Origin of the sequence: Coprococcus sp. AM14-16, assembly GCF_003434675.1 — a bacterium.
GTDB lineage: Bacteria > Bacillota > Clostridia > Lachnospirales > Lachnospiraceae > Coprococcus > Coprococcus aceti.
On the sequence record NZ_QTLL01000003.1, the window covers coordinates 158,588 to 181,113 of the forward strand.

Genomic DNA, 22,526 nt, shown 5'->3' on the forward strand with positions numbered 1-22,526 from the left:
ACAGTTTACAGAGGGTACAGGAGCTCACATGATCTACGATGTTAGTTTAAGCTAACTTATATTTAAAATCAACATAAGTAGTTGCTCATATTTTATCATTTAGCATTTTTCGTCATTATCCGAGTGCCACATCCAGCACCATCATAAGAGCGAAGCCCACCGCCGCACCGATGGTTCCTATATTGGTATGCTCGCCCGCCTGAGACTCAGGTATCAGCTCTTCTATGACCACATAGAGCATGGCTCCCGCCGCAAATGCAAGGAAATACGGAAGAAGTGGTGTGACCTGGACAGCCAGCAGTGCCGTGAGGAAACCTCCGACCGGCTCCACAGCTCCGGACAGCGTTCCATACAGAAATGCCTTCTTCTTGCTCATGCCCTCGCCAACAAGCGGCATGGACACAATTGCGCCCTCCGGGAAGTTCTGTATAGCGATTCCTATGGAAAGTGCAAATGCACCTGTGATGGACACGCCCATATTGCCCATGGCTGCGCCGGCGTACACAACGCCCACTGCCATGCCCTCGGGGATATTGTGGAGCGTGACTGCAAATATCATCATGGTCGTCTTCTGAAGCTTTGACCTGACGCCCTCCGGTTTGTCACTTTCCAGATGAAGGTGCGGTATCACCGTGTCAAGAACAAGCAGGAATATGATTCCAAGAGCAAATCCGATAAGTGCCGGCAGCCACGCTATCTTGCCCTGTGCCTCCGCCATGTCTATTGACGGAATGAGCAGTGACCATATGGACGCCGCGATCATGACCCCCGCCGCAAACCCGAGCAGAGCCTTCTCCACAAGCGGAGAGATCTTATCTTTCATAAGGAAAACCATGGCCGATCCCAGTGTTGTTCCGGCAAATGGTATAAATAATGTTATGAACTCTGACATTTCATCACCTCTTTATAATATGTATTCTGTCTATACTATATTCATATAACCTCTTCACTAGTTCATCTTTCTTTTTTAAATTGCGACTACAATTTAATTGAACAGATGCACTTTGTCAACACAAGTTTTTGCATATGATAGAAGTTATCAATACCGGGTCAAAATGCTTCGCATTTCGACAATTTAAGTGCTATAATACCTGATGTTATGCTATAATAGGCATGGTTATACCAGCTTGGATATATTTGTATGCAAATGGAGATAAATATGAAGAGAACAGAACTAATGATCTGAGTATTTTTTATTTGACATAATTATTTATAGAAAGCATAATAAGTGATACATTTAGTCGTACGGATCATAAGTCCGTACAAATACAATAAAAGACACATTCCAAGGGGAAAAGTATGAAAGAGAATTTACAATTTACAGCTTTATTGGATATTTTAAGCAGGCAGGATCTTATAACTGAATATTCGGAGGATTGCAAAGACATCACTCCTTCCCATATAACCATCAATTCCAAGGATGTGGTCCCAGGTACATTCTTCGTGTGCAAGGGTGCCTCATTTAAGGAGGATTACCTGAAATCAGCCATCGCACAGGGCGCCATCGTATATTTGTCACAGCAAAAGTACGACGACGTGGACATTCCTTATATTATTGTAAATGATATAAGAAAGGCCATGGCTCTTGCTGCCAGATGGTTCTTCGGCAATCCAGGCGATAACATGGTCAAGGTCGGGATCACCGGAACAAAGGGAAAGACCACAGTTACATTTGTCATGAAGGATATACTGGACAAATACACCGACAACAGATGCTCAGCATTCTCAACCCATGAGATTGATGTTGGAACAAAGGTTTTTGAGACCACTCTCACCACACCTGAGCCTATTGAACTCCAGACATACTTCGACATGGCTGTAGATGAAGGCTGTACACACTGTATAATGGAAGTTTCTTCCCAGGCCATGAAGATGAACCGCATCTACGGAGAGCACTACAAGGTCGGAGTATTTACCAATATCGACTACGATCACATCAGCCCGACAGAGCACGCCTCCATGGAGGACTATCTCGGATGCAAGGTATCCTTCCTGAAGCAGTGCGACAACGTTGTGCTGTACAGTGACACAAGATATTTTGAAACTATATATAATGAAGTAAGGGACAAGCACGTTGTTGTATACGGAAGCAAGGAATCAATTGAAAAGCTCATGTCAAGGGATGACGATTTCTTTGAAAAGGATACTGAATTCGCCAGCATCCACAATGAAGATCTCACAGACCATAACAGCTACTTTGAGCTTATATACGGAGGAGAGAACAGAGCATACAACACCAACCTGATCGGTGATTACAATGTTGAAAATATTGTTGCCGCCATCATCTCCTCTCTTCTCATCGGCATTCCAAATGATCAGATCAGAAGCAGCATCAGAGATGTATATGTTCCGGGAAGACTACAGGTATATCACTGGAAGGATCGCACATTTATGATCGACTACGCACACAACTATATAAGCATGTACAGACTGTATGAGATGGTTAAAAAGACCATGAAGCCAAAGTCTATAACCGTTGTATTCGGCTGTGGCGGTGAGCGTTACAAGAAGCGCCGTGAGGATATGGGAAGACTTGCTGAGCAGTATGCCGACAAGGTTGTTCTCACCATGGAGGATCCGGGCTTTGAGTCCTGTGAGGAGATCTGCAAGGAGATCAAGCAGTACATCACAAAGCCTTGCTATATAATCGTTGACAGGGAGCAGGCTCTCACAAGAGCCCTCGATGAGGCTCAGCCTGGCGAGCTTGTCATCACGACTGGAAAGGGTATTGAGAGTACCCAGAGAATCAACGGAACTTTTGTGCAGTGCCACTCTGATGCGCAGGTCATCGAGCACTGGCTGACAGAGCATCCGGAGAAGTAAGGGACGGACGGTAATCAGTCCTTCATCTGTATTCAGTTCATGAAAAAAGAGATGTATGTTGTGTATGTGCTATCACGTTCGACTGCTGTCACTTCAGAATTTTCCATTTGCACTCGCTTACGACCGCGATAAGGGCGCTGCGGTCTTCAGCTCGGCAGGAAAATCCTGAAGCTCGGCAGTCTTCACTACCGATAGCCCATACACAACATACATCTCTTTTATTATAGTTTTTGAAGCAGATGAATGGCTGATTACCTGTGTTTTGACTTATCATTAGATATGCAAGGGGTAAACCACAGGTTTATTGCCTTTCTTGCGGCTCAGCTTATATAGTAGAAACAGGGCGAAAGCGCTGTTATGCAGGTGACAGGAGTTGCCTATCAGACTGACGTAAACTTAATAGTCGTAGCAGGCTGTAGAGTGATGATGCGTGTGATGTTTCGGGAAACAGTGCATGGCTGAGCTTTATAAGGGTTGTTTGTTTACCAAAACCCGGATAGGCAGAGATGCCGAAAGAAAACATTCAGGGAGTTCTACTAAGTAGAACTCCTTTTTTATCTGTTATCTTCCACCACTTTCTCCCTCATCTTCGGATCGAATTTCCCATTTCGGATCATTGCTATCTCCCGTTTGAACGGCTCGTAGCTTTTCTTGCTGTTTTCCGGGTCTTTGATGTATGGGGATTCCAGGATCTTTGGGACTTCCATGAAGTCAGGATGGTTCATGATGTACATGAGTGGCTCAAAGCCGATCTTGCCAAATCCAAAGTTCTCATGTCTGTCCTTTGCAGCTCCCGGCTCGTTCTTGCTGTCGTTCATGTGGAATACCGCTATCTGATCTTTGCCGATGAGTCTGTCGAACTTCTCCACGACTCCATCGAAATCATGTATGATGTCGTAGCCCGCATCGCTGGTGTGACAAGTGTCAAAGCACACACGAAGCTTGTCATTATGACTCACTCCATCATAAATTCGCGCAAGCTCCTCAAAGTTTCTTCCAATCTCACTGCCCTTTCCCGCCATGGTCTCAAGCGCTATATGGCATGTAGTGTCTGCGGTCAGGACTTCATTCAGACCCTTTACTATGCTTGCAATTCCCTTGTCCACGCCCTCTCCTACATGTGAGCCCGGATGAAGGACTATGGTCTGTGATCCCATCGCTGTCGCCCTGTCAATCTCCTTTGCGAGGAATTCCACTGCGATTTCATAAGTCGCAGGATTTACTGTATTTGCAAGATTGATTATATACGGCGCATGGACCACGAACTCATCTATGCCGTGCTGTGCCATAAGTTCATGTGCCTCCTGTATCCTAAGCTCCGATATATCCTTGCGTCTCGTATTCTGCGGTGCGCCTGTGTAAAGCATAAATGTATTTGCGCCAAATGCCACAGCATCCTTCACTGAGCCGAGCATCATATCCTTGCCAGACATTCCTACATGACATCCTAATTTCAACATAATTTATCTCCATTCATTCTAAACTGTTTTCAGTTTACTCTATCCTCGCCGACTGCACAATACGCTGCCGCTGCAATCAATAAATAGTTTTTTCTAATTTTACCATATATTATGTAGACTGTTTGCAAATCATTTGGTAAACTAAACACTAGAAACCAACTTATATTATACACTTGGGGGAAAACCGCTATGCAATTAAAAAATGTACTAATCGTCGTAAATGACATTGAACGATCAAAAAAATTTTACAAAGATATCTTCGGGCTTGAGGTTATCTTGGACAACGAGGGAAATGTGATCCTGACGGGAGGGCTGGTCCTTCAGGATGCAACTATTTGGGCTGAATTCATTGAAAATCTTGTAATTCCACATAACAATGCTTCGGAGTTATATTTTGAAGAAAATAATATCGAGGAGTTTGCACAAAAACTTGATGAGTCGCCATACAACATTGAATATGTCAATCGTCTCATGACTCATTCATGGGGACAAAAAGTCATCAGATTCTATGATCCTGACGGCAATCTTATCGAGGTCGGAACGCCATAATTTTTCCTATATCCATTCCCTCTATTTCATGTTACAATTAATGACATATTACCCAATTGGAGGACAAATTTTTATGAGTAACACAGGAAGAACCTGTAAGGTTCACTACACAGGAACATTCAACGACGGAACAAAGTTCGATTCTTCATATGACAGAGGCGAGCCTATCGAGTTCGTTTGCGGTGCAGGACAGATGATTCCGGGATTTGATCAGGCAGTTGAGGGCATGAACGTTGGCGATATCATCGATGTACATCTTCGTCCTGAGGACGCATACGGAATGCCTGACCCGGAGGCCATCATCAAGGCTCCTCTTGCAGATATGCCTGGCGCTGAGAATCTTGAGGTCGGCAATCAGGTATACCTTGCCAATTCCATGGGACAGCAGTTCCTTGTAAAGGTCATTGAAAAAGATGACGAATCCATCACATTTGATGCAAACCATGAGATGGCCGGCAAAGAGCTCAACTTCAAGATAGAGCTTGTATCAGTGGATTAACACTTAGACATGGCGAAGAATTCGATTATATAAGGGGGCAGGAATCGTGAACATTTACATAGACGAATCAGGTTCTATCAATAAATATGCCACAAACGATCAGTATTTCGTGGTGTCTATGATCCATGTCCTCGATCCCGTCGCCCTTGAGCGTGCTTACAAGAGATTTATTTCTTCCAACTATGAGATGCTTCTTGATCTGGACAGTGATAAAGTCGATGACATGACCGGCAAGATCACCAAGCACGGCGGGAGAATGTTCCGGGACGGCAAATTCCGTGAACTAAAAGGTGCACAGTTTGACAGAGACATGAAGCACATATTTGTGGATTACTTCTCCAGGAAGCATCACTTTGACGTGTACTATATCATGATGAAGAATGAAAATCTGCCGAACCGCTTCTTCGACAACATCTCCAGGACATTCAACTTCTCCATCAAATCTGCCCTGCTCTACTTCATACAGAATGGATATCTTCCTGACGAGGACTGCTTTCTGCAGCTTGACGAGAGGAATGAGCGGGTGGAGAACAAATCATTCCTTGAAAATTATCTGAACACTGAGCTTTCACTGTCAGGTCAGGTCGCAGGTAATTTCTCAGTGAGCTACTTTGACTCGGCCTGCAACAAATTTGTTCAGATAGCGGATGTATTTTCTAATCTGTTCTATTCTCACTTGCAGACCGGACACTATACTGATGAGCTGGAGCTTATGAAAGAGCTGGGTATACTTAAGGGTGTTTATGAGCTGACATAATCAAAAAGGGATTGAACCTTGCGATCTGTATCGCGGTTTCAATCCCTTTTTTGAAATATTTAAAATACCAATTGCCTCCGAGCGATGCTCACACAGAACACTTACATAGATAAACGCACTATCGAAGGACTTACTGTTGGTACTTATATAATATCATGTTTTGCTTCAAAAGACAATAAGTCCGTGTTAAATTCACTGAAATTTTCACTCTTTTTTATCTGTCCTGCTCTCCCGTCCATGTCCAAACGCCAGATAGCCTATGAAAAGAACAAACAATGCTGCAACTCCCATCCAGATACACAGCAGTTTTGGTCCCTTCGGGGCAAATGTGTCGTAGTATCCCTTGAAATAGATAACCACGATTATAAGCGGCAGCACGTATGACATGTATTTTCTTAGGAACTGCGGGAACGGCTTACCGATACCGGTGTCTGCCTCAGCGACAAAGTTTTCAAATCCCCATCCATTCTTTCTTGTACAGAACAGGACAAAAAGTAATGATCCGAGTGGGAGGATATTTCCCGATACGAGAAAATCTTCCAGATCCATGATATTTGTACCCGCTCCCATCGGAGTGATTCCTGAGAGCACATTGAATCCAAGCACAGCCGGCAGGGAGAGCACTGATATCCCGATCAGATTTATAATAAGTGACTTCTTTCTCTTCCATCCAAACATATCTATACTTATCGATATGATATTCTCAAACACCGCGATAACCGTGGAAAGCGCCGCAAATGACATGAATATGAAGAACAGAATTCCCCACACTCTTCCTCCCGGCATGTGGTTGAACACATTCGGCAGGGTCATAAACAGAAGTGATGGTCCCTTGTCCGGGCTGATCCCGTACGCAAAGCATGCTGGCAATATGATGACTCCGGCCATGAGTGCCACAAATGTATCAAGGTACATAACACTCTTCGCCTCGCCAGACAATTTTCTCTCCTTGCCTATATAACTTCCAAATATCTCCATGGATCCCATACCTACACTGAGTGTAAAGAACGCCTGGGTCATGGCGTCAAATAATACATTGCCCCAGCCTCTGGCATTTGCACGCTCGATACTTGGAACAAGATAGAACTTAAGTCCTTCTTCGTTGCCCGAGAGCATGAGCGAATTCACTGCCATGACTATCATCAGAACTATAAGTGCAAACATCATGATCTTTGTCACCCTCTCCACTCCGTTCTGAAGTCCCAGTGAACATATACCTATACAACACACGATGACCGCAAGTGTGATCGCGACCATAAGTCCCGGTGATGCAAGCATCCCTGTAAATTTGTCTTCTATTGCTTCTACTGACCCACCATGAAGCTGTCCTGATCCCATGACGTACACATAGTATACCATCCAGCCCGCTACCATAGTATAAAACATCATCAGCAGATAGTTGCCGGCATAGGCATACCAGCTGAATTTATGCCAGTTGCCGCCCTTCGGCGCAAGCTCCTTAAGCGCTGAACCAACGCTCTTGCCACTCCCTCTGCCTATCGCAAACTCACAGGTAAGGATAGGATATCCCAGAAGCAACAGACACAGCAGATATATCACGATAAATATCGCTCCGCCATTCTGCCCGCATATATACGGGAACTTCCATACATTTCCAAGGCCAATAGCACATCCCGCCGACACGAGGATGAACCCAAGTCTGGAGGCGAACTTTTCTCTGTCGCCGTTGTTATTTTCTTTACTCATACACTTTTCCTTTCACAGATATCAGTATTATTTGCGTCAGATGTTTACTTCAAGCTATTACATTCTGTATTATTTTTTCATTTATGCTGACACATACCTTGTGATTGTAACATATATCATTGCATTTGTGTGTTTAAACTTTTACAGTTTAAAGCAAATTTTATCACATATTTGAACCAGATAAAATACAGGTATTTTTATGTTTGCTGCGCGTTTTCAACGAATATATTTCCCTGCAAAATAAATCTATTAATTTACATATAAAGGATTACATTTTTCCATATTATATTTTATTATAATGAGTAGAATGTTCTTAATACTAATAAGATCGTTCTCCGTATTTTGAGGCAGATTTCTGTGTGGGTTTGCAGTACCTTATACCTTATACCTTAAACCACCAGCGCATAGCTGCAAGTGCGCTGCTCATATTATGGAAGAACGAATAGTAACGCATGCGCCGCGCGAAGAGCATTTATATGCGCATGCTGCATTTTTATAAGGAGGACATTTATTATGGCTACATGGCTTAAAGACGCAATTTTTTATGAAATATACCCACAGAGTTTCTACGATACCAACGGCGACGGTATCGGTGATTTTAACGGAATCACTGCAAAGCTTGACTATATCAAGTCTCTTGGATGCAACGCTATCTGGATGAATCCTTGCTTTGATTCACCATTTTCCGATGCAGGCTACGATGTAAGGGATTACAAGAAGGTTGCCGAGAGATACGGAACAATGGAGGACATAGAGAACCTCTTCGCTGAGGCTCACAAGAGGGACATGCACATTCTCCTCGACCTGGTTCCAGGCCACACATCTGAGGAGCATACATGGTTTACCGAGAGCAAAAAAGCTGAGCCAAATGAATACTCAGATAGATATATGTGGACTGACGGATGGCTCTGTGGCGGTGCAGGTCTCAACTACATCGCAGGAGAATCACCAAGAAACGGTGCCTACATCGTCAACTTCTTCAAGTGCCAGCCGGCTCTCAACTATGGAGTGCTTAATCCAACTGAGAGATGGCACAAGAGCATGTACGATCCTGCATGTATCGCAACCAGAGAGGCTATGAAGGACGTATGCCGCTTCTGGCTCGACAAGGGCTGTGACGGCTTCCGTGTAGATATGGCAGATTCACTTGTAAAGCATGATGATGCGAACAAGAGCGGAACAGTTGCCGTATGGCAGGACATTCTCGGCGATATACACGCTGAGTACCCTGAGTCAGCATTTGTATCTGAGTGGGGAAAGGCTGAACAGTCAATCAAGGCCGGCTTCGACATGGACTTCTATCTCGACTGGATGGGCAACGGATATAACTCTCTGGTAAGAGATTACGAAGCTCACCTGAATGCATTTGCATCTCTTCCAGAGTCACTTGACGACAGCACGGAGAACAACAGCTTCTTCAAGGCTGACAGCAAAGGAACCTGCGACCACTTCATTGATGAATACATGGGAAGATACGAGCAGATAAAGGACAAGGGTGCTATAGCCCTCATCACAGGAAATCACGACACTACACGTATCAGCTACGGACTCTCGGAGGATGAGTTAAAGCTTGCCTACGCATTCTTCCTGACAATGCCTGGCAATCCATTCATCTACTATGGCGATGAGATTGCTATGAAATTCAGAAGCATGGCAAGCAAGGAGGGCGGATTCACCAGAACCGGCTCAAGAACTCCTATGCAGTGGACAAGCGGTGACAACATGGGCTTCTCATCAGCGCCTGCCGACAAGCTCTATCTGCCGGTTGATCCTGCAGAAAATGCCGCAAATGTTGAGGCTTCCGAGGCAGATCAGAACTCCCTGCTCAATACAGTGAAGGCCCTCACTTCTCTCAGACGTTCACAGGCCGATCTGCTGGACAAGAGCAACCTTGAGATCATCAGCAGAAAGCCACTTGTATATAAGAGAGGGAATCTACTCCTTGCAGTGAACCCTAAGAATACGGACACCCAGTCAAGGAAGCTTGCTGAGCTGACTGGTGACGCAAAGGTTATCTATTCTATAGCAATAAACGGCACACAGCCAGGTATCGCTGACGGAGTTATCACTCTTCCGGCACAGAGCTTTGTTGTGATAAGCTGCTAATTTGGAGCAATATATAACAACTCAATAACCATATAAAAAGGTCATCACATAATATGGCAATCATACACAACGGAGATTTCATTTTCCATGTGGGTTGCTCATATTATGCGATGGCCTCTTTTTATCTTCTTCCCTGTGGTCATCTCCCCAAACTTGTGGTAATATTTAATGGATTATATGCTCATGTGCCACGACAGAATAAGTGCACATGACATACCGGATTATAAAGGAGAACAATATTATGAACATGCAGGAAGCTACAAGCATCATGAAGGCTGACAGCTACAAAATGGCTGCACTTTCAGAAGATACAAGAAACAATATACTAGTACATGTAAAGGACGCACTCATCGCACATAAGGATGAGATATTTGCGGCAAATGCAAAGGACATGGCTGCTGCCGAGGAGAACGGGATCGCAGCATCAGTCAAGAAGAGACTGAAGTTTGACGAGCACAAGCTCGCTGACGTGACAAATGGAATCGATGAGCTCATAAAGCTTCCTGATCCGGTTGGACAGATCCAGCTCAAGAGAGAGCTTGACGAGGGGCTGGTCCTTCAGAGAGTCTCCTGCCCGATCGGTGTCATCGGTATTATATTCGAAGCACGGCCAGACGCACTTGTGCAGATATCTTCTCTGTGCATCAAGAGCGGCAACTGCGCAGTACTCAAGGGTGGCAAGGAAACTGCCAACACCAACAAGGCTCTCTTCGATGTGATCTACAGCACAGCCGTTGCAAACGGAGCACCAGAGGGCTGCATGCTCCAGGCAAGCCAGCACAACGAGATCGATGAGCTTCTGTCATGCAACAAGTCCGTTGACCTGCTCATACCTAGAGGCTCAAATGCATTTGTGCAGTATATAATGAACAACACCAAGATCCCTGTCATGGGACACGCAGACGGAATCTGCCACACATACATAGACAAGGATGCAGATATAGAGAAGGCTATCCCTATCATCATAGATGCAAAAACACAGTACACCGCTGCCTGCAACGCAACGGAGACACTTCTCATCCACAGGGATGTGGCAAATGAAATGCTTCCAGTCATGGCTAAAGCTCTCAGGGAGAATGGTGTAAAGCTACGCGGAACCGCAGAGGCAGCGGAGATCATCAAACGGGCATACACAGCTGACGGTCAGGCCAATGGTTCACATACGAATGCCGCAACTGACAGCCAGAACGTTTTTGAGATCATGGGAGACGACGATTTCAATACAGAGTATCTTGACCTAGTACTCTCAGTCAAGATCGTGAACAATGTCCAGGAGGCTATCTCACACATCAACCACTTCGGTTCACACCATACTGACTGTATCGTGACTGAAAATGCCGACACTGCCGACCTCTTCATGCAGCTTGTCGACTCGGCGGGAGTATACCAGAACTGCTCCACAAGATTTGCCGATGGCTTCAGATACGGTTTCGGCGCAGAGGTCGGAATCAGCACAAGCAAGATCCATGCAAGAGGCCCTGTAGGACTTGAGGGACTTGTAACTTACAAATACAAGCTTTACGGACATGGACAGATAGTTGATGACTACGCAACCGGAAAGAAGCAGTTCCATTTCAAAGACCTGTAGAATAATGAACGATCATCAGCGGGGACTTTCTCATGTACATCAGTCCTCGCTGATGCATTTACTATATAAATAGGAATTACATAAAAATGAAAACAATACTGAAAATATTCAAAAACGACCTGATCGGTATCAAAAAAAGTATACTCACAATAGTTCTCGCCATTGGACTGTGCATACTGCCTGCGCTGTATGCATGGTTCAACATATTTGCAAACTGGGATCCATATGCCAATACCGGCAATATCAATATCGCCGTCGTCAACCTGGACAGGGGCTACACAGACGCAGACGGCAACGAGATGAACATGGGTCAGTCCGTGGCTGATAAACTGAAAAGCCAGACCAGTATCGGATGGGTATTCCCAGATTCTGAAAAGTCCGCCATCGACGGTGTGAAATCAGGCAAATACTATGCCGCCGTCGTCATTGATGAAGATTTCTCCTACAACATGTTCAATGCCCTGACGGACAACTTCGTAAATCCAAGCTTCACCTACTATGAAAATGAGAAGAAAAATGCCGTGGCACCTAAGATAACCGACACCGCAGTCTCTACTCTCAAGACAAGTATCAACGAGACCTACGTCAAGGCGATATCACAGAAGCTTATCACTGCCATTGACGACTCCGACACGGATCTGTCGAAGGATCTCAAGGGAACGGACTTCATCACAGCACTCAAAACCGTCGATGACAATCTCGCCGGATATCAGAAAACCATAGATTCCATAATCAAGGCAAATAACAAACTCAAGACCAGCACAAAGCTCAAGGACGCAACTGACAAGAGCAGCAAGCTTCTGTCCGATGCGGGTTCCGCCATTGATTCAAGCATGTCTGATATAGACTCAGTGGGCTCAACCTACTACACTGTCAGGAATTCTCTTCAGGATCAGATTGACAGCATCGCGCAGGACATACAGAATCTGAAAAGCTCTACAAAGCTTATCCATATGAAGGATGATGCAGAGAACATATCTGCCGATCTTGAGAATATCAAGGCAGATGCAGACAAACTTCAGCAGAAGATCGATGCAGTCGACGAATATATCAAATCTCTTGACATAAGCAACACGAATGAGGTTTCAGATGCCCTCAACAAACTTGACAAGCTGAAAACAGAGGTTAAGAAAATTTCCTCTCTCACCGCTGACACCATCGATAGTCTGGATATGTCTGCGATCACAAATGCAGAAAATGCCGTATCAGATAAGCTCGACCAGATCATCGACTCTGTCTCAGACATCGACGATACATTTACCAGTCAGGTCATTCCTGACATGGACAACATAATCCTGAACATCAAAAATGCACTGAAAAACGCTCAGGATCTGTTAAATACCCTGAATTCTACCATAAACAGTGCAAGCTCTGTATTTGACAATTATAAGGTTACCATTGCATCAATGAACACCAGTCTCTCAGATCTCTCTGATCTCATAAGCGACATCAGGGACAAGATCCAGACCGCCACAGACGAGATAAACAAGGCCGCCGACAGCGAGGTGACCGACATGATCATCGCCTTCCTCAACGGAGACTCAGAGGCGCTGGCGTCATTCCTGTCAAAGCCTGTTGCTGTCGAGGAACATTACTACTACAGCATTGCCAACTACGGCTCGTCCATGGCATCATTTTACTCAGTGCTTGCCATCTGGGTCGGAATGACAATTCTCGTCTCCCTCATGAAGGTGCATGTGAAGGATGCAGACTATCTGAAGGATGCCAGACCACACCAGTTGTTCTTTGGAAGATACCTTATTTTCTTCCTGTTGTCTCAGCTTCAGGTTCTGGTCATAGTGCTTGGAGATCTGTTCCTGCTGAAGATACAGTGTCTGCACCCATTTGCATTCTGGGCAACTGCGGCACTCACAGGGCTGACATTTTCAATATTGATATATTCACTCACCATATCATTTGGCGACATAGGCAAGGCCCTAGCTGTTGTGATCATGGTGCTGCAGATAGCGGGGAGCGGTGGAACCTACCCTATAGAGGCTCTTCCGAACTTCTTCAGACAGGTGTACATATTCTTCCCATTCCCATATGCGATAAATGCAATGCGTGAATGTATTGGCGGAATGTATCACGCAGACCTGTTCAAATATCTGCTTGAATTGTCAATTTTCATTGTGGTTGCACTGGTCATAGGACTTATAATCAGAAAACCATTTATCCATATCATGCACTTCATCGAGAAACGTATGGAAGATACGGATATGATGTAATGCAAATAAGGAGGAACACCCATGAACGAAGATACAAATTCAAATACAACCAGCACCGAGCCATCTGACATAAAGTCCCAGGTGCTTGCATTCAGAGACAATGCCCATGCAGAAAATGTAAAAAAGCTGAAGGCGGGTATTAAGTGTATATTCACTGTTCCCGCATGCTTCCTTATCCTGCTCTTTCTGACCGGCAGCTCCAAGATCATATTTCTTGTTCTGTGGATCGCCAGCCTGTTCATAATCGCGGCGTATCTGATACATGTGGAATACTCGGATTACAAGGTACAGGAGATGGTTAACTCGCTTCAGGATACGGAAGATAATATTGACGGTCTCATCGACATCAACAGCATATATACAAAAGTCGCTGCACCGAAGAAGAAGCTGGACGACATAATAACAAATGTAAAAACAGACATTCAGACACAGATCACCGCCGTGCAGGACAAGGTGGCTGAGATGGCTGAGGCTGTGCAGAATGATCAGAGTGTGTCTGTGCAGTCTGATGAGCAAAACGAGACAGTTCAGACAGATGAACATGGCGACTCGGTTCAGACGGATGAACAGGATGAAGCCACAGAAAACACAGAAGCTGACAAGGAGGAATTATCATGAAAAACATTTGGCGTGTATACATATCTGATCTGCGCAGGATCACCACAAATGTTGTCGCACTGTCCATAGTCATGGGTCTGTGTATAATCCCTTCTCTGTATGCGTGGTTCAACATCCTGTCAAACTGGGATCCGTATGGAGAGTCCGCCACCTCACTCATGAAGATCTCCGTCTACTCTGAGGATGAGGGAATCGAGATGAGCGGAATAAATCTGACCATCGGAGACATGGTAATCGAAAGTCTTGAAAACAACAACACTATCGACTGGACATTTGCCGATAATAAAGATGAGGCACTTGAACTCATCGCCAGCGGGGAATGTTATGCCGGAATAATCATACCAAAGGACTTCACGGCGAACATGCTCAGTATACTAAATGGCAACATCGTCAATCCAAATATCGAATACTACGAGAACAGCAAGAAGAACGCCATTGCCACCAAGATAACCGGCAAGGTCAAGACGACCGTCCAGAACGAGATAAACACCAGGATCATAAGCACGCTGACCGAGGTATTTGCAAATGCCGGAGATTTCATTTCTGGAAATAACATAGACGGTTCAGACCTCGTTGCCGGTCTTGAGAGCAAGCTGGTACAGATCTCATCCACGCTTGACAATTACGTCTATATGCTGAATACATTCTCACTGCTCACAGAGTCTGCATCAGATGCCATCGATACCACTCAACTTCTGTTTCCAAGCATAGACAGCATGGCACAGAGTGGCTCAAGCAGTCTTGGAAATCTGAGTGACAGCGCAGGCATAAGCAGCGACGTTGCAGACACCTCGATATCACTGCTGAACACAGGTCTCGACATGATCTCTGACAGGCTCACAGAGCTTGATAAAACCGTGGACAGCCTCTCAAGGACCCACGATATCGGATCAGTGTCAATCGAAACTGACCTCAACGGTTCTCTAGGCACTAATGTTCTGGACACCATAAACCGATTGATCGAATCCCAGTCACCTATAGTATCAGATGCCAAACTTCAGTTTGAAAATCTGAACGAAGACTTAGCAAAGCTTGTATCCGACACAAGCCTGTCGGACGAAGAATTTGCATCACTGAAAAAAGCGGTATCGTCCGACATAAAGAAGTGTACAAATGACATTGCTTCGGTGAAGGATCTCATAAATAACGAGCTTTCACCTGAGCTGAAATCTTCGTTAGAGAATATCCAGTCATCGCTAACTCAGGCGCAGAATGTACTGGCAAATGTTCCGGGAAACTTCAACGACATCAGCAAATCCCTGACCGAGTATCAGGACATTCTGAAGGATGGAACCTCAGACATAGCAGGAACGATCAAATGTCTGAAGGATCTCAAGGACAGCATAGACAAGATCAAAACCGACATACAGACGATCACGTCTAACAGCAGCTATCAGGATTTCATAAATGCCATAAAGGATAATTCTCAGGTGATCGTGAATTTCATCGCATCACCGGTACAGATGAACACAGTTGCTGTATATGAGATATCAAACTATGGATCAGCCATGGCACCATTCTACACAGTACTTGCCCTGTGGGTCGGTGCTCTCATACTTGTGGCGCTCATACACGTTAAGATCAAGGACAATGAGGAGCTTGAGGGTGTGAAGCCTTACCAGAAGTTCTTCGGAAGGTATCTGAACTTCTTCGTCATCGGACAGGTTCAGACCATCATAACCGTGATGGGTGATCTGTTCTACGTGGGAATACAGTGCAGGCACCCGATAGCATTTACTCTGGCCGCCATGATGACGAGCTTTGTATTTACATTCCTGATCTACTCTCTAACCGCAGCATTTGGCAATATCGGTGAGGCCATCGCAGTTGTCATCATGGTTATACAGGTTGCCGGAGCAGGTGGAACTTTCCCTGTGGAAGTTCTTCCATCAGTCTACCAGTACCTGTACAAATTCATGCCGTTCTCATACTGCATGAACGCCCTCAGGGAATGTGTCGCCGGAATGTATCAGCACACCTACGGCAAATGTCTTGCCACCCTGCTGATATATGTTGCGATATCCGCGGTCATCGGACTGCTGCTCGCCAAGCCTTGTGCAAAGCTTCTTGACAAGCTTGAGCACAGCAAGGAGAAATCCGGATTGTTTATATAATTAACGCCTCAGGTAGTATCCGTATGAAGCCGTTGTGGTGAGGTTGTAGCACAAAAATATCTCTAAAATGATTATTTGCATGAAAAAAAGGATAAAATTCCCTTGCTTTGTCCCAAATATCACTTTTCAGGACATTTGACGAGAATTTTATCCTCTTTTCATATATAATTCAGCTAAAAGTTATATTATTTCTTACTTGAACAGATTGTCGTTCTCGAAGTAATCTATCTTCATCGCACGGCGCACATCTGCAAGTGTCTCTGCTGCCTTTGCTCTGGCAACCTCGCTGCCACTCTTTAAGATGTCATATACATCCTGTGGTCTCTTCTCCCACATCTGACGACGCTCTCTGATAGGTGCAAGCTCAGCCTGAAGAACATTGTTCAGGAACTTCTTGACCTTTACATCACCGAGGCCACCTCTGGTGTAGTGCTCCTTGAGTTCATCCATACCACTGTAGTCTGGAAGGAACTCCTCAAAGTACTCTGGCTTGCTGAATGCATCAAGATATGTAAATACTGAATTGCCCTCGATCTGACCAGGATCCTCTACACGGATGTGGTTTGGATCTGTGTACATGGACATAACCTTCTTCTTGATATCTGCAGGATCCTCTGACAGGTAGATACAGTTTCCAAGTGACTTACTCATCTTGGCCTTACCATCTGTACCTGGAAGTCTGAGACATGCCTCATTGTCAGGAAGAACGATCTTTGGATCAACAAGTGTCTCACCGTATACCGAATTGAACTTGTGAACGATCTCCTTACACTGCTCGATCATAGGCATCTGATCCTCTCCAACAGGAACCTCTGTGGCCTTGAATGCTGTGATATCTGCAGCCTGGCTGATAGGATAACAGAAGAATCCAACAGGGATACTTGCCTCGAAGTTTCTCATCTTGATCTCTGCCTTAACGGTAGGATTTCTCTGGACTCTTGCCACTGTTACAAGGTTCATATAGTAGAATGTGAGCTCTGTGAGCTCTGGTACCATTGACTGGATGAATATAGTAGACTTCTCTGGATCTATGCCACAGGCAAGATAATCCAAAGCAACCTGCATAATATTCTGTCTGACCTTCTCAGGATGCTCTGCGTTGTCTGTAAGCGCCTGCGCATCAGCCACCATGATGTAAATCTCATCATACTTTCCTGAATTCTGAAGATCGACTCTTCTCTTAAGTGATCCTACATAATGTCCCACATGAAGACGGCCCGTAGGACGGTCGCCTGTTAATATTACCTGTTTCATAACCTTCTCCTTTATATTGTATCTTTTATACCTGTCATTTATATATCTCTTTATAATCAGTCAGCTTATTTTTTACCCACTGCCAGCCTCACCGATTACTCGGCCAGCAGCTTACTCAGCTCATACTGGAAGGAATCGATCTGATTGTTCTGTATATCAATTGCCTCTTTTATATCATAGTCTATAAGTATATCGTTCTTGATAGCTATCATACGATTTGCCTTGTTCTTCTTGAGTACATCAACGGCATACGCACCCATGAGTGAGCCATACATCCTGTCCTTTGCCGTTGGCTGTCCGCCTCTCTGTATATAGCCAAGCACCGATACCCTCGACTCTATACCAGTCTTATCAAGAATCATCTGTGCAAGCTCTGGAGCATCTGTAACACCCTCGGCCACAACCACCAGATAGCTGTTCCTTCCGTCAGCATGCTTTGCCTTTATCGTGTCTATGATACTGTCATAGTCACCATCCCATTTTTCAGGAATTATGATGGCATCAGCTGATGTCGCCATGCCTGCCCAGAGCGCTATATAGCCTCTCTTTCGTCCCATGACCTCCACGACGCTGCATCGTCCGTGGGAAACCGATGAATCTCTTATCCTGTCAATGGCCTCCATGGCTGTATTCGCCGCTGTGTCAAATCCCAGCGTATACTCAGAACATGCAACATCTCTGTCTATTGTTCCAGGGATGCAGATGGTATTGATACCCTCATTCTGAAATGCTATGGCTCCACGGAGTGTTCCATCCCCACCGATGGCAACAAGCGCATCTATATCGTGATCTCTCAGATTCTTTGCCGCCTGCTCGCGGTATTCTTTCTGAAGGAATCTCTCGCTTCTGCTGGTGAAAAGTATCGTTCCACCCTGATTGTTTATGTTCCTGACGTCCGCCAGGCCGAGCGGCTGTGTCTCCCAGTCGATAAGTCCCTCGTAACCACGCATCACTCCGACTATCTCTATTCCACTGTTGATGGCCGATACAACCACAGCCCTAACAGCTGAATTCATGCCCGGAGCATCTCCTCCGCTGGTCAGAACCGCTATCTTTCGTATGTCACTCATTTGTATGTCCTCTAATTATTTTTATACTGAAGCTCCTGCTTCTTGGCAGTAACCCTTGTATCCTTCTCTACTGAGTTGGTGATAAATGTATTACCACCCACAACAACGTTGTCCTCGATGATAGTCTCGCCTCCAAGGATGGACGCGCCTGAATAGATGGTTACATTGTCACCGATGGTTGGATGCCTCTTGGCCCCCTTGAGCTTCTGACCTCCCTGTGTAGAGAGTCCTCCAAGTGTCACGCCCTGATATATCTTCACATGCTCGCCGATAATAGTCGTCTCGCCGATAACGATTCCCGTACCATGGTCAATAAAGAAATACTTTCCTATGGTGGCGCCCGGATGAATATCTATTCCGGTCACGCTGTGGGCGTGCTCAGTCATGATCCTTGGTATCATCGGCACATCCAGCAGACAAAGCTCATGTGCCATACGGTATACAGATATGGCATACAGTCCAGGGTATGAAAGTATGACCTCATCCTTGCTGCCCGCAGCAGGATCTCCGTCAAATGCCGCCTGGATATCAGTCTCAAGATAGTCTCTTATCTGAGGTATCTTGTCCATGAATTCATATGTTATATCCATCGCCTTATCCTCAAGGTCAGCATCTGTGAGCTCAGGAAACTTTTTGCAATACCTGAGAACTATCATGATCTGTTTCTTCAGATGGAATATTACATCCTCTATGATAACAGACATGTTATTCTTCAAGCTGTATATCTTATACAGCTTGTCGCTGTAATAACCCGGATACAGAATCTTCATGAGTTTGTCGATCACATCGATAATGGCTGTCTTATCCGGCTCGTTGCACAGATCCGTCTTGTTGATGGCTCTGTCATCGCCGAAATCATCCAGTATCCTCTGCACGATCCCCTCAATTCTCTGTTTATCTGATCTATCCATTACTTATTCAGATCCTTTCTAATAATATCTCCCAATATCACCTGCTCAGACAAAATCTGCCGCGATGATATCTTCATATTATAATATGTGCTTAAGTCGATAAACACACAGCTATTCTAACAAATTATGCACGTTCATTCAATAGTGGGATTATGCGTACAAATTATCCGCAATCCGATTGCAGAGATTACTGCTAAAAACAATCAACCAAAAATGATTATCTACATTATGCGCAGCGTAATCATATAACTCACAGTCCCCAGCAAGATACTCAGAAGCGTATTGTGTCTCCATTTATATGTCCCGCCTGTCACCAGGACGCCAACGAGACTTGGTATTCCAGTTGCCACTGGAGCCGTCACCGTCCCCTTCATACAGTACACTATGAGCACCGCCATGATGGTCGCCGGAAGCACCTTCCCAAGCTTTACCAGCATCTCCGGCATCTGTCTTTTTCCATTAAATATGACAAATGGAAGTGCCCTCAGTGCAAATGTTACAACTGCCGACACCGCAATTCCTATTAATATGTATCTTGTATTCATAGCATATTCCTACTTTCTCCTCGTATTCCACACCACAAGCACCGCTGACGCTATGATCAGTGATGGCAAAAGGAAATACTGCGGTCCAACTACCAGCAGACACACTGCCGCTATCACAATTCCTGCAATCGCCGGGATATGGCTCTCCGCCTTCTCCCACTGATTGATAAATATGATGACAAACAGCGCCGTCATACAGAAATCAATCCCCGTCATATCAAACGGAATGATCTGCCCCAGGATTCCCCCGGCAACCGCACCGACCATCCAGTAACACCTCGACAAAAAAGCCACCCAGAACATGATGCTCTGTTTCTCCTTACCGGTGTCCGGCAGAGTGCAGTTCACAGCATAAGTCTCATCCGTCATTGTATGTATCATATATAATTTCCGCTTTCCCATACGGTTGAATTCATCCACAAATGTCAGTGCATAGAAGCTCTGCCTGCTATTCATCAAAAATGCAGTGAGTGCCATGGTGAGTATGGATGCTCCGCTTGAAAGCAACGTCACAAGCACAAACTGGTACGCTCCTGTGTACACCGTCAGGCTGACCAGCAGTGAATAATACCATTTGAATCCGGCATTCTCCATCATGATCCCATATGCCATGCTGACGAACAAATAGCTACACATGATAGGGATTGATTTGACAAATGCTTTTCTGAATATATTTCCCACGATTTTTCCTTTCTCTAAAGTCAGCGCGGCGGTCTCCAAATTCACTTATTACAATAGCTCTAAATCAGCACAGCGCAAACTTGGGGCTTATTGCCACGCAGACAAAACAGCCATAATTATCCTACTATTTCTATAGGATAACCACGATCATTCTAACATACTGCATATTATTGGGCAATGCCGCCATCTCATTCAAAGGTATAAATTCTCATCTCACAGCCCCTCTATATATAAACGCCGCACACACCGCCGTTATAAGCTCTGCTACCCAGAACGCATTCCACACACCAGCAGGTCCGAAACCACAAAGTTTTGATAGTATCCATGCAGCCGGGATTATGACAACCACATATCTGAGCAGGGATATGAGCAGGGACGGAGTGCCCTTTCCCAATCCCTCAAGTGCTCCAGATGCAGTTACCGACACAGCCGACACTACAAATCCGGCGCATATGATGCGCAGTGCTGTTCCACCCGCATTTATTGTAGACACATTCTCTGTGAACATACCTATAAGCCTTTCCGGGATAAGCAGGCACACAACTGTTCCAGCCAGCATGATTCCAACATTTAATGCAAGCGTTATGTTGAATATCTTCTTCACTCTTGCATGCTCTCCGGCACCATAGTTATAGCCTATGATAGGACGCATTCCCTGAATGATTCCATTTGCCGGCATATACAGGAAGGTCTGAAGCTTGTAGTACACGCCCAGGATCATGACATAAGTTGCCGAATACATGCTGAGTATGGCGTTGAGTGCGCTTGTGAGCAGAGAAGGCAGTGCCATATTGAGTATAGCAGGTATGCCTATGGCATACAGCTTCTTCACCATCAGACCGCCCTCATGCAAATGCCTTATGCCGAACTTCACATTTATCGGTCTTCCAAAGTACACAATAAAATAAATGATCAGTGTAAACACCTGTCCCAGGCCAGTTGCCAGTGCAGCGCCTTCTATACCCATTTCAGGAAATGGTCCCACACCGAATATCAGCAGCGGATCAAGCACTATATTCACAATGCAGCCGCCCATCAGTCCAACCATTGTAACTATCATGCGTCCAACCGACTGGAACACCTTCTCAAATGCAAGATCAACCGAAATAATTATAGAAAATCCAAATACAATGTCTGCATAACGACAGCCAAGGTCAAGGACGTCTCCACTTGCCTTGAAGGCTCTGAGAAACGATGGAATGATGGCAATACACACGACTGTCATCACTATTCCCTGTATAACAGCAAGAAACATCCCCCAACTAGCTGCACGATCTGCCCGCTCATTGTCCTTGGCTCCAAGATATATGGCTATCACCGCGTTTATTCCAACACCAAATCCGATCGCCACAGCATTTACAAAATTCTGCAGTGGAAATACATACGAAAGTGCTGTCATCGCATCCTCACTTATCTTCGCCACAAAGAAACTGTCAACTATATTGTACAAAGCATTCACCATCATCGATATAACCATAGGCAGTGCCATGGACATCAAAAGTGGGAACACCGGCTTTTCTTTCATAAAATTCTCGTTCATAAAACCTCCGTCCCCGGATGGCATAAATAAAGCCCCACAACCTTGCGGTTGTGGGGCGAAAAGATGACCTGATCCG

General features: G+C 45.1%; 18 protein-coding genes. 9 read left to right on the top strand and 9 right to left on the bottom strand.

Annotated elements, in window-relative coordinates:
• Positions 1-115: 115 nt before the first annotated feature.
• Positions 116-892 carry a ZIP family metal transporter gene (locus tag DW159_RS11065; RefSeq protein ID WP_117550784.1) on the bottom strand — a complete coding sequence of 259 codons (777 nt, stop codon included), beginning with the start codon at positions 890-892 and terminating at the stop codon, positions 116-118.
• Positions 893-1,299: 407 nt separating this feature from the next.
• On the opposite strand from DW159_RS11065, the gene DW159_RS11070 reads away from it, so the two are divergent.
• On the top strand, positions 1,300-2,823 hold the full coding sequence (locus DW159_RS11070; RefSeq protein WP_117550786.1) for a Mur ligase family protein: 1,524 nt from the start codon (positions 1,300-1,302) through the stop codon (positions 2,821-2,823).
• Between the two features lie 554 nt (positions 2,824-3,377).
• On the opposite strand, the gene DW159_RS11075 is transcribed toward DW159_RS11070, so the two are convergent.
• Positions 3,378-4,280 (bottom strand): deoxyribonuclease IV, encoded by a 903-nt coding sequence (locus DW159_RS11075; RefSeq protein ID WP_117551052.1) that lies wholly within the window; start codon positions 4,278-4,280, stop codon positions 3,378-3,380.
• 192 nt (positions 4,281-4,472) lie between these two features.
• Between DW159_RS11075 and DW159_RS11080 the strand changes: the two genes are divergently transcribed.
• The 3 genes from DW159_RS11080 (at position 4,473) to DW159_RS11090 (ending at position 6,088) form a co-directional block, all read left to right on the top strand.
• A complete protein-coding gene (locus tag DW159_RS11080) occupies positions 4,473-4,832 on the top strand; it encodes a VOC family protein (protein ID WP_117550788.1) in 360 nt (119 codons plus the stop codon).
• Positions 4,833-4,905: 73 nt separating this feature from the next.
• Entirely contained in the window at positions 4,906-5,331 is a 426-nt protein-coding gene (locus tag DW159_RS11085; RefSeq protein WP_004850005.1) for an FKBP-type peptidyl-prolyl cis-trans isomerase, read from the top strand.
• 46 nt (positions 5,332-5,377) lie between these two features.
• Positions 5,378-6,088 carry a DUF3800 domain-containing protein gene (locus DW159_RS11090; RefSeq protein WP_055146595.1) on the top strand — a complete coding sequence of 237 codons (711 nt, stop codon included), beginning with the start codon at positions 5,378-5,380 and terminating at the stop codon, positions 6,086-6,088.
• Positions 6,089-6,292: 204 nt separating this feature from the next.
• Here DW159_RS11090 and DW159_RS11095 read toward each other — a convergent pair whose 3' ends face one another.
• Entirely contained in the window at positions 6,293-7,795 is a 1,503-nt protein-coding gene (locus DW159_RS11095; protein WP_117550790.1) for a sodium-dependent transporter, read from the bottom strand.
• A gap of 513 nt (positions 7,796-8,308) precedes the next feature.
• Between DW159_RS11095 and DW159_RS11100 the strand changes: the two genes are divergently transcribed.
• The 5 genes from DW159_RS11100 to DW159_RS11120 all read left to right on the top strand — a co-directional run bounded on the left by DW159_RS11100 (position 8,309) and on the right by DW159_RS11120 (position 16,449).
• Complete coding sequence (locus tag DW159_RS11100) at positions 8,309-9,901, top strand: alpha-amylase family glycosyl hydrolase (RefSeq protein WP_117550792.1); 1,593 nt, start codon at positions 8,309-8,311, stop codon at positions 9,899-9,901.
• A 241-nt stretch (positions 9,902-10,142) separates the two neighbouring features.
• Complete coding sequence (locus DW159_RS11105) at positions 10,143-11,489, top strand: glutamate-5-semialdehyde dehydrogenase (RefSeq protein WP_117550794.1); 1,347 nt, start codon at positions 10,143-10,145, stop codon at positions 11,487-11,489.
• A gap of 86 nt (positions 11,490-11,575) precedes the next feature.
• Positions 11,576-13,717, top strand: a complete 2,142-nt coding sequence (locus tag DW159_RS11110; RefSeq protein WP_117550796.1) for a YhgE/Pip domain-containing protein — start codon at positions 11,576-11,578, stop codon at positions 13,715-13,717.
• Positions 13,718-13,738: 21 nt separating this feature from the next.
• Entirely contained in the window at positions 13,739-14,335 is a 597-nt protein-coding gene (locus DW159_RS11115; RefSeq protein WP_117550798.1) for a hypothetical protein, read from the top strand.
• Positions 14,332-16,449, top strand: a complete 2,118-nt coding sequence (locus DW159_RS11120; protein WP_117550800.1) for a YhgE/Pip domain-containing protein — start codon at positions 14,332-14,334, stop codon at positions 16,447-16,449. The genes DW159_RS11115 and DW159_RS11120 overlap by 4 nt, the downstream gene beginning before the upstream one ends.
• Positions 16,450-16,641: 192 nt before the next feature.
• Here the strand turns inward: DW159_RS11120 and trpS are convergent, their stop codons facing one another.
• The 6 genes from trpS to DW159_RS11150 form a co-directional block, all read right to left on the bottom strand.
• A complete protein-coding gene (gene trpS, locus DW159_RS11125; protein WP_015533736.1) occupies positions 16,642-17,703 on the bottom strand; it encodes a tryptophan--tRNA ligase in 1,062 nt (353 codons plus the stop codon).
• A gap of 95 nt (positions 17,704-17,798) precedes the next feature.
• Positions 17,799-18,773: an ATP-dependent 6-phosphofructokinase gene (locus DW159_RS11130; protein ID WP_015533735.1), complete on the bottom strand. Its 975-nt coding sequence runs from the start codon at positions 18,771-18,773 to the stop codon at positions 17,799-17,801.
• Positions 18,774-18,784: 11 nt separating this feature from the next.
• Positions 18,785-19,684 (bottom strand): serine O-acetyltransferase, encoded by a 900-nt coding sequence (locus DW159_RS11135; RefSeq protein ID WP_117550803.1) that lies wholly within the window; start codon positions 19,682-19,684, stop codon positions 18,785-18,787.
• Between the two features lie 221 nt (positions 19,685-19,905).
• Complete coding sequence (locus DW159_RS11140; RefSeq protein WP_117550805.1) at positions 19,906-20,229, bottom strand: branched-chain amino acid transporter permease; 324 nt, start codon at positions 20,227-20,229, stop codon at positions 19,906-19,908.
• 9 nt (positions 20,230-20,238) lie between these two features.
• Positions 20,239-20,910, bottom strand: coding sequence for an AzlC family ABC transporter permease (locus DW159_RS11145; protein ID WP_242992695.1), 672 nt, complete (start codon positions 20,908-20,910; stop codon positions 20,239-20,241).
• A gap of 208 nt (positions 20,911-21,118) precedes the next feature.
• Positions 21,119-22,450 (bottom strand): MATE family efflux transporter, encoded by a 1,332-nt coding sequence (locus tag DW159_RS11150; protein ID WP_117550807.1) that lies wholly within the window; start codon positions 22,448-22,450, stop codon positions 21,119-21,121.
• Positions 22,451-22,526 lie beyond the last annotated feature (76 nt).

Bases quoted from the DNA above. Each gene is read 5' to 3' on its own strand.
- DW159_RS11065 (WP_117550784.1), bottom strand. From the start codon at position 892: ATGTCAGAGTTCATAACATTATTTATACCATTTGCCGGAACAACACTG.
- DW159_RS11070 (WP_117550786.1), top strand. From the start codon at position 1,300: ATGAAAGAGAATTTACAATTTACAGCTTTATTGGATATTTTAAGCAGG.
- DW159_RS11080 (WP_117550788.1), top strand. From the start codon at position 4,473: ATGCAATTAAAAAATGTACTAATCGTCGTAAATGACATTGAACGATCA.
- DW159_RS11085 (WP_004850005.1), top strand. From the start codon at position 4,906: ATGAGTAACACAGGAAGAACCTGTAAGGTTCACTACACAGGAACATTC.
- DW159_RS11095 (WP_117550790.1), bottom strand. From the start codon at position 7,795: ATGAGTAAAGAAAATAACAACGGCGACAGAGAAAAGTTCGCCTCCAGA.
- DW159_RS11100 (WP_117550792.1), top strand. From the start codon at position 8,309: ATGGCTACATGGCTTAAAGACGCAATTTTTTATGAAATATACCCACAG.
- DW159_RS11105 (WP_117550794.1), top strand. From the start codon at position 10,143: ATGAACATGCAGGAAGCTACAAGCATCATGAAGGCTGACAGCTACAAA.
- DW159_RS11110 (WP_117550796.1), top strand. From the start codon at position 11,576: ATGAAAACAATACTGAAAATATTCAAAAACGACCTGATCGGTATCAAA.
- DW159_RS11115 (WP_117550798.1), top strand. From the start codon at position 13,739: ATGAACGAAGATACAAATTCAAATACAACCAGCACCGAGCCATCTGAC.
- DW159_RS11120 (WP_117550800.1), top strand. From the start codon at position 14,332: ATGAAAAACATTTGGCGTGTATACATATCTGATCTGCGCAGGATCACC.
- trpS (WP_015533736.1), bottom strand. From the start codon at position 17,703: ATGAAACAGGTAATATTAACAGGCGACCGTCCTACGGGCCGTCTTCAT.
- DW159_RS11130 (WP_015533735.1), bottom strand. From the start codon at position 18,773: ATGAGTGACATACGAAAGATAGCGGTTCTGACCAGCGGAGGAGATGCT.
- DW159_RS11135 (WP_117550803.1), bottom strand. From the start codon at position 19,684: ATGGATAGATCAGATAAACAGAGAATTGAGGGGATCGTGCAGAGGATA.
- DW159_RS11140 (WP_117550805.1), bottom strand. From the start codon at position 20,229: ATGAATACAAGATACATATTAATAGGAATTGCGGTGTCGGCAGTTGTA.
- DW159_RS11150 (WP_117550807.1), bottom strand. From the start codon at position 22,450: ATGAACGAGAATTTTATGAAAGAAAAGCCGGTGTTCCCACTTTTGATG.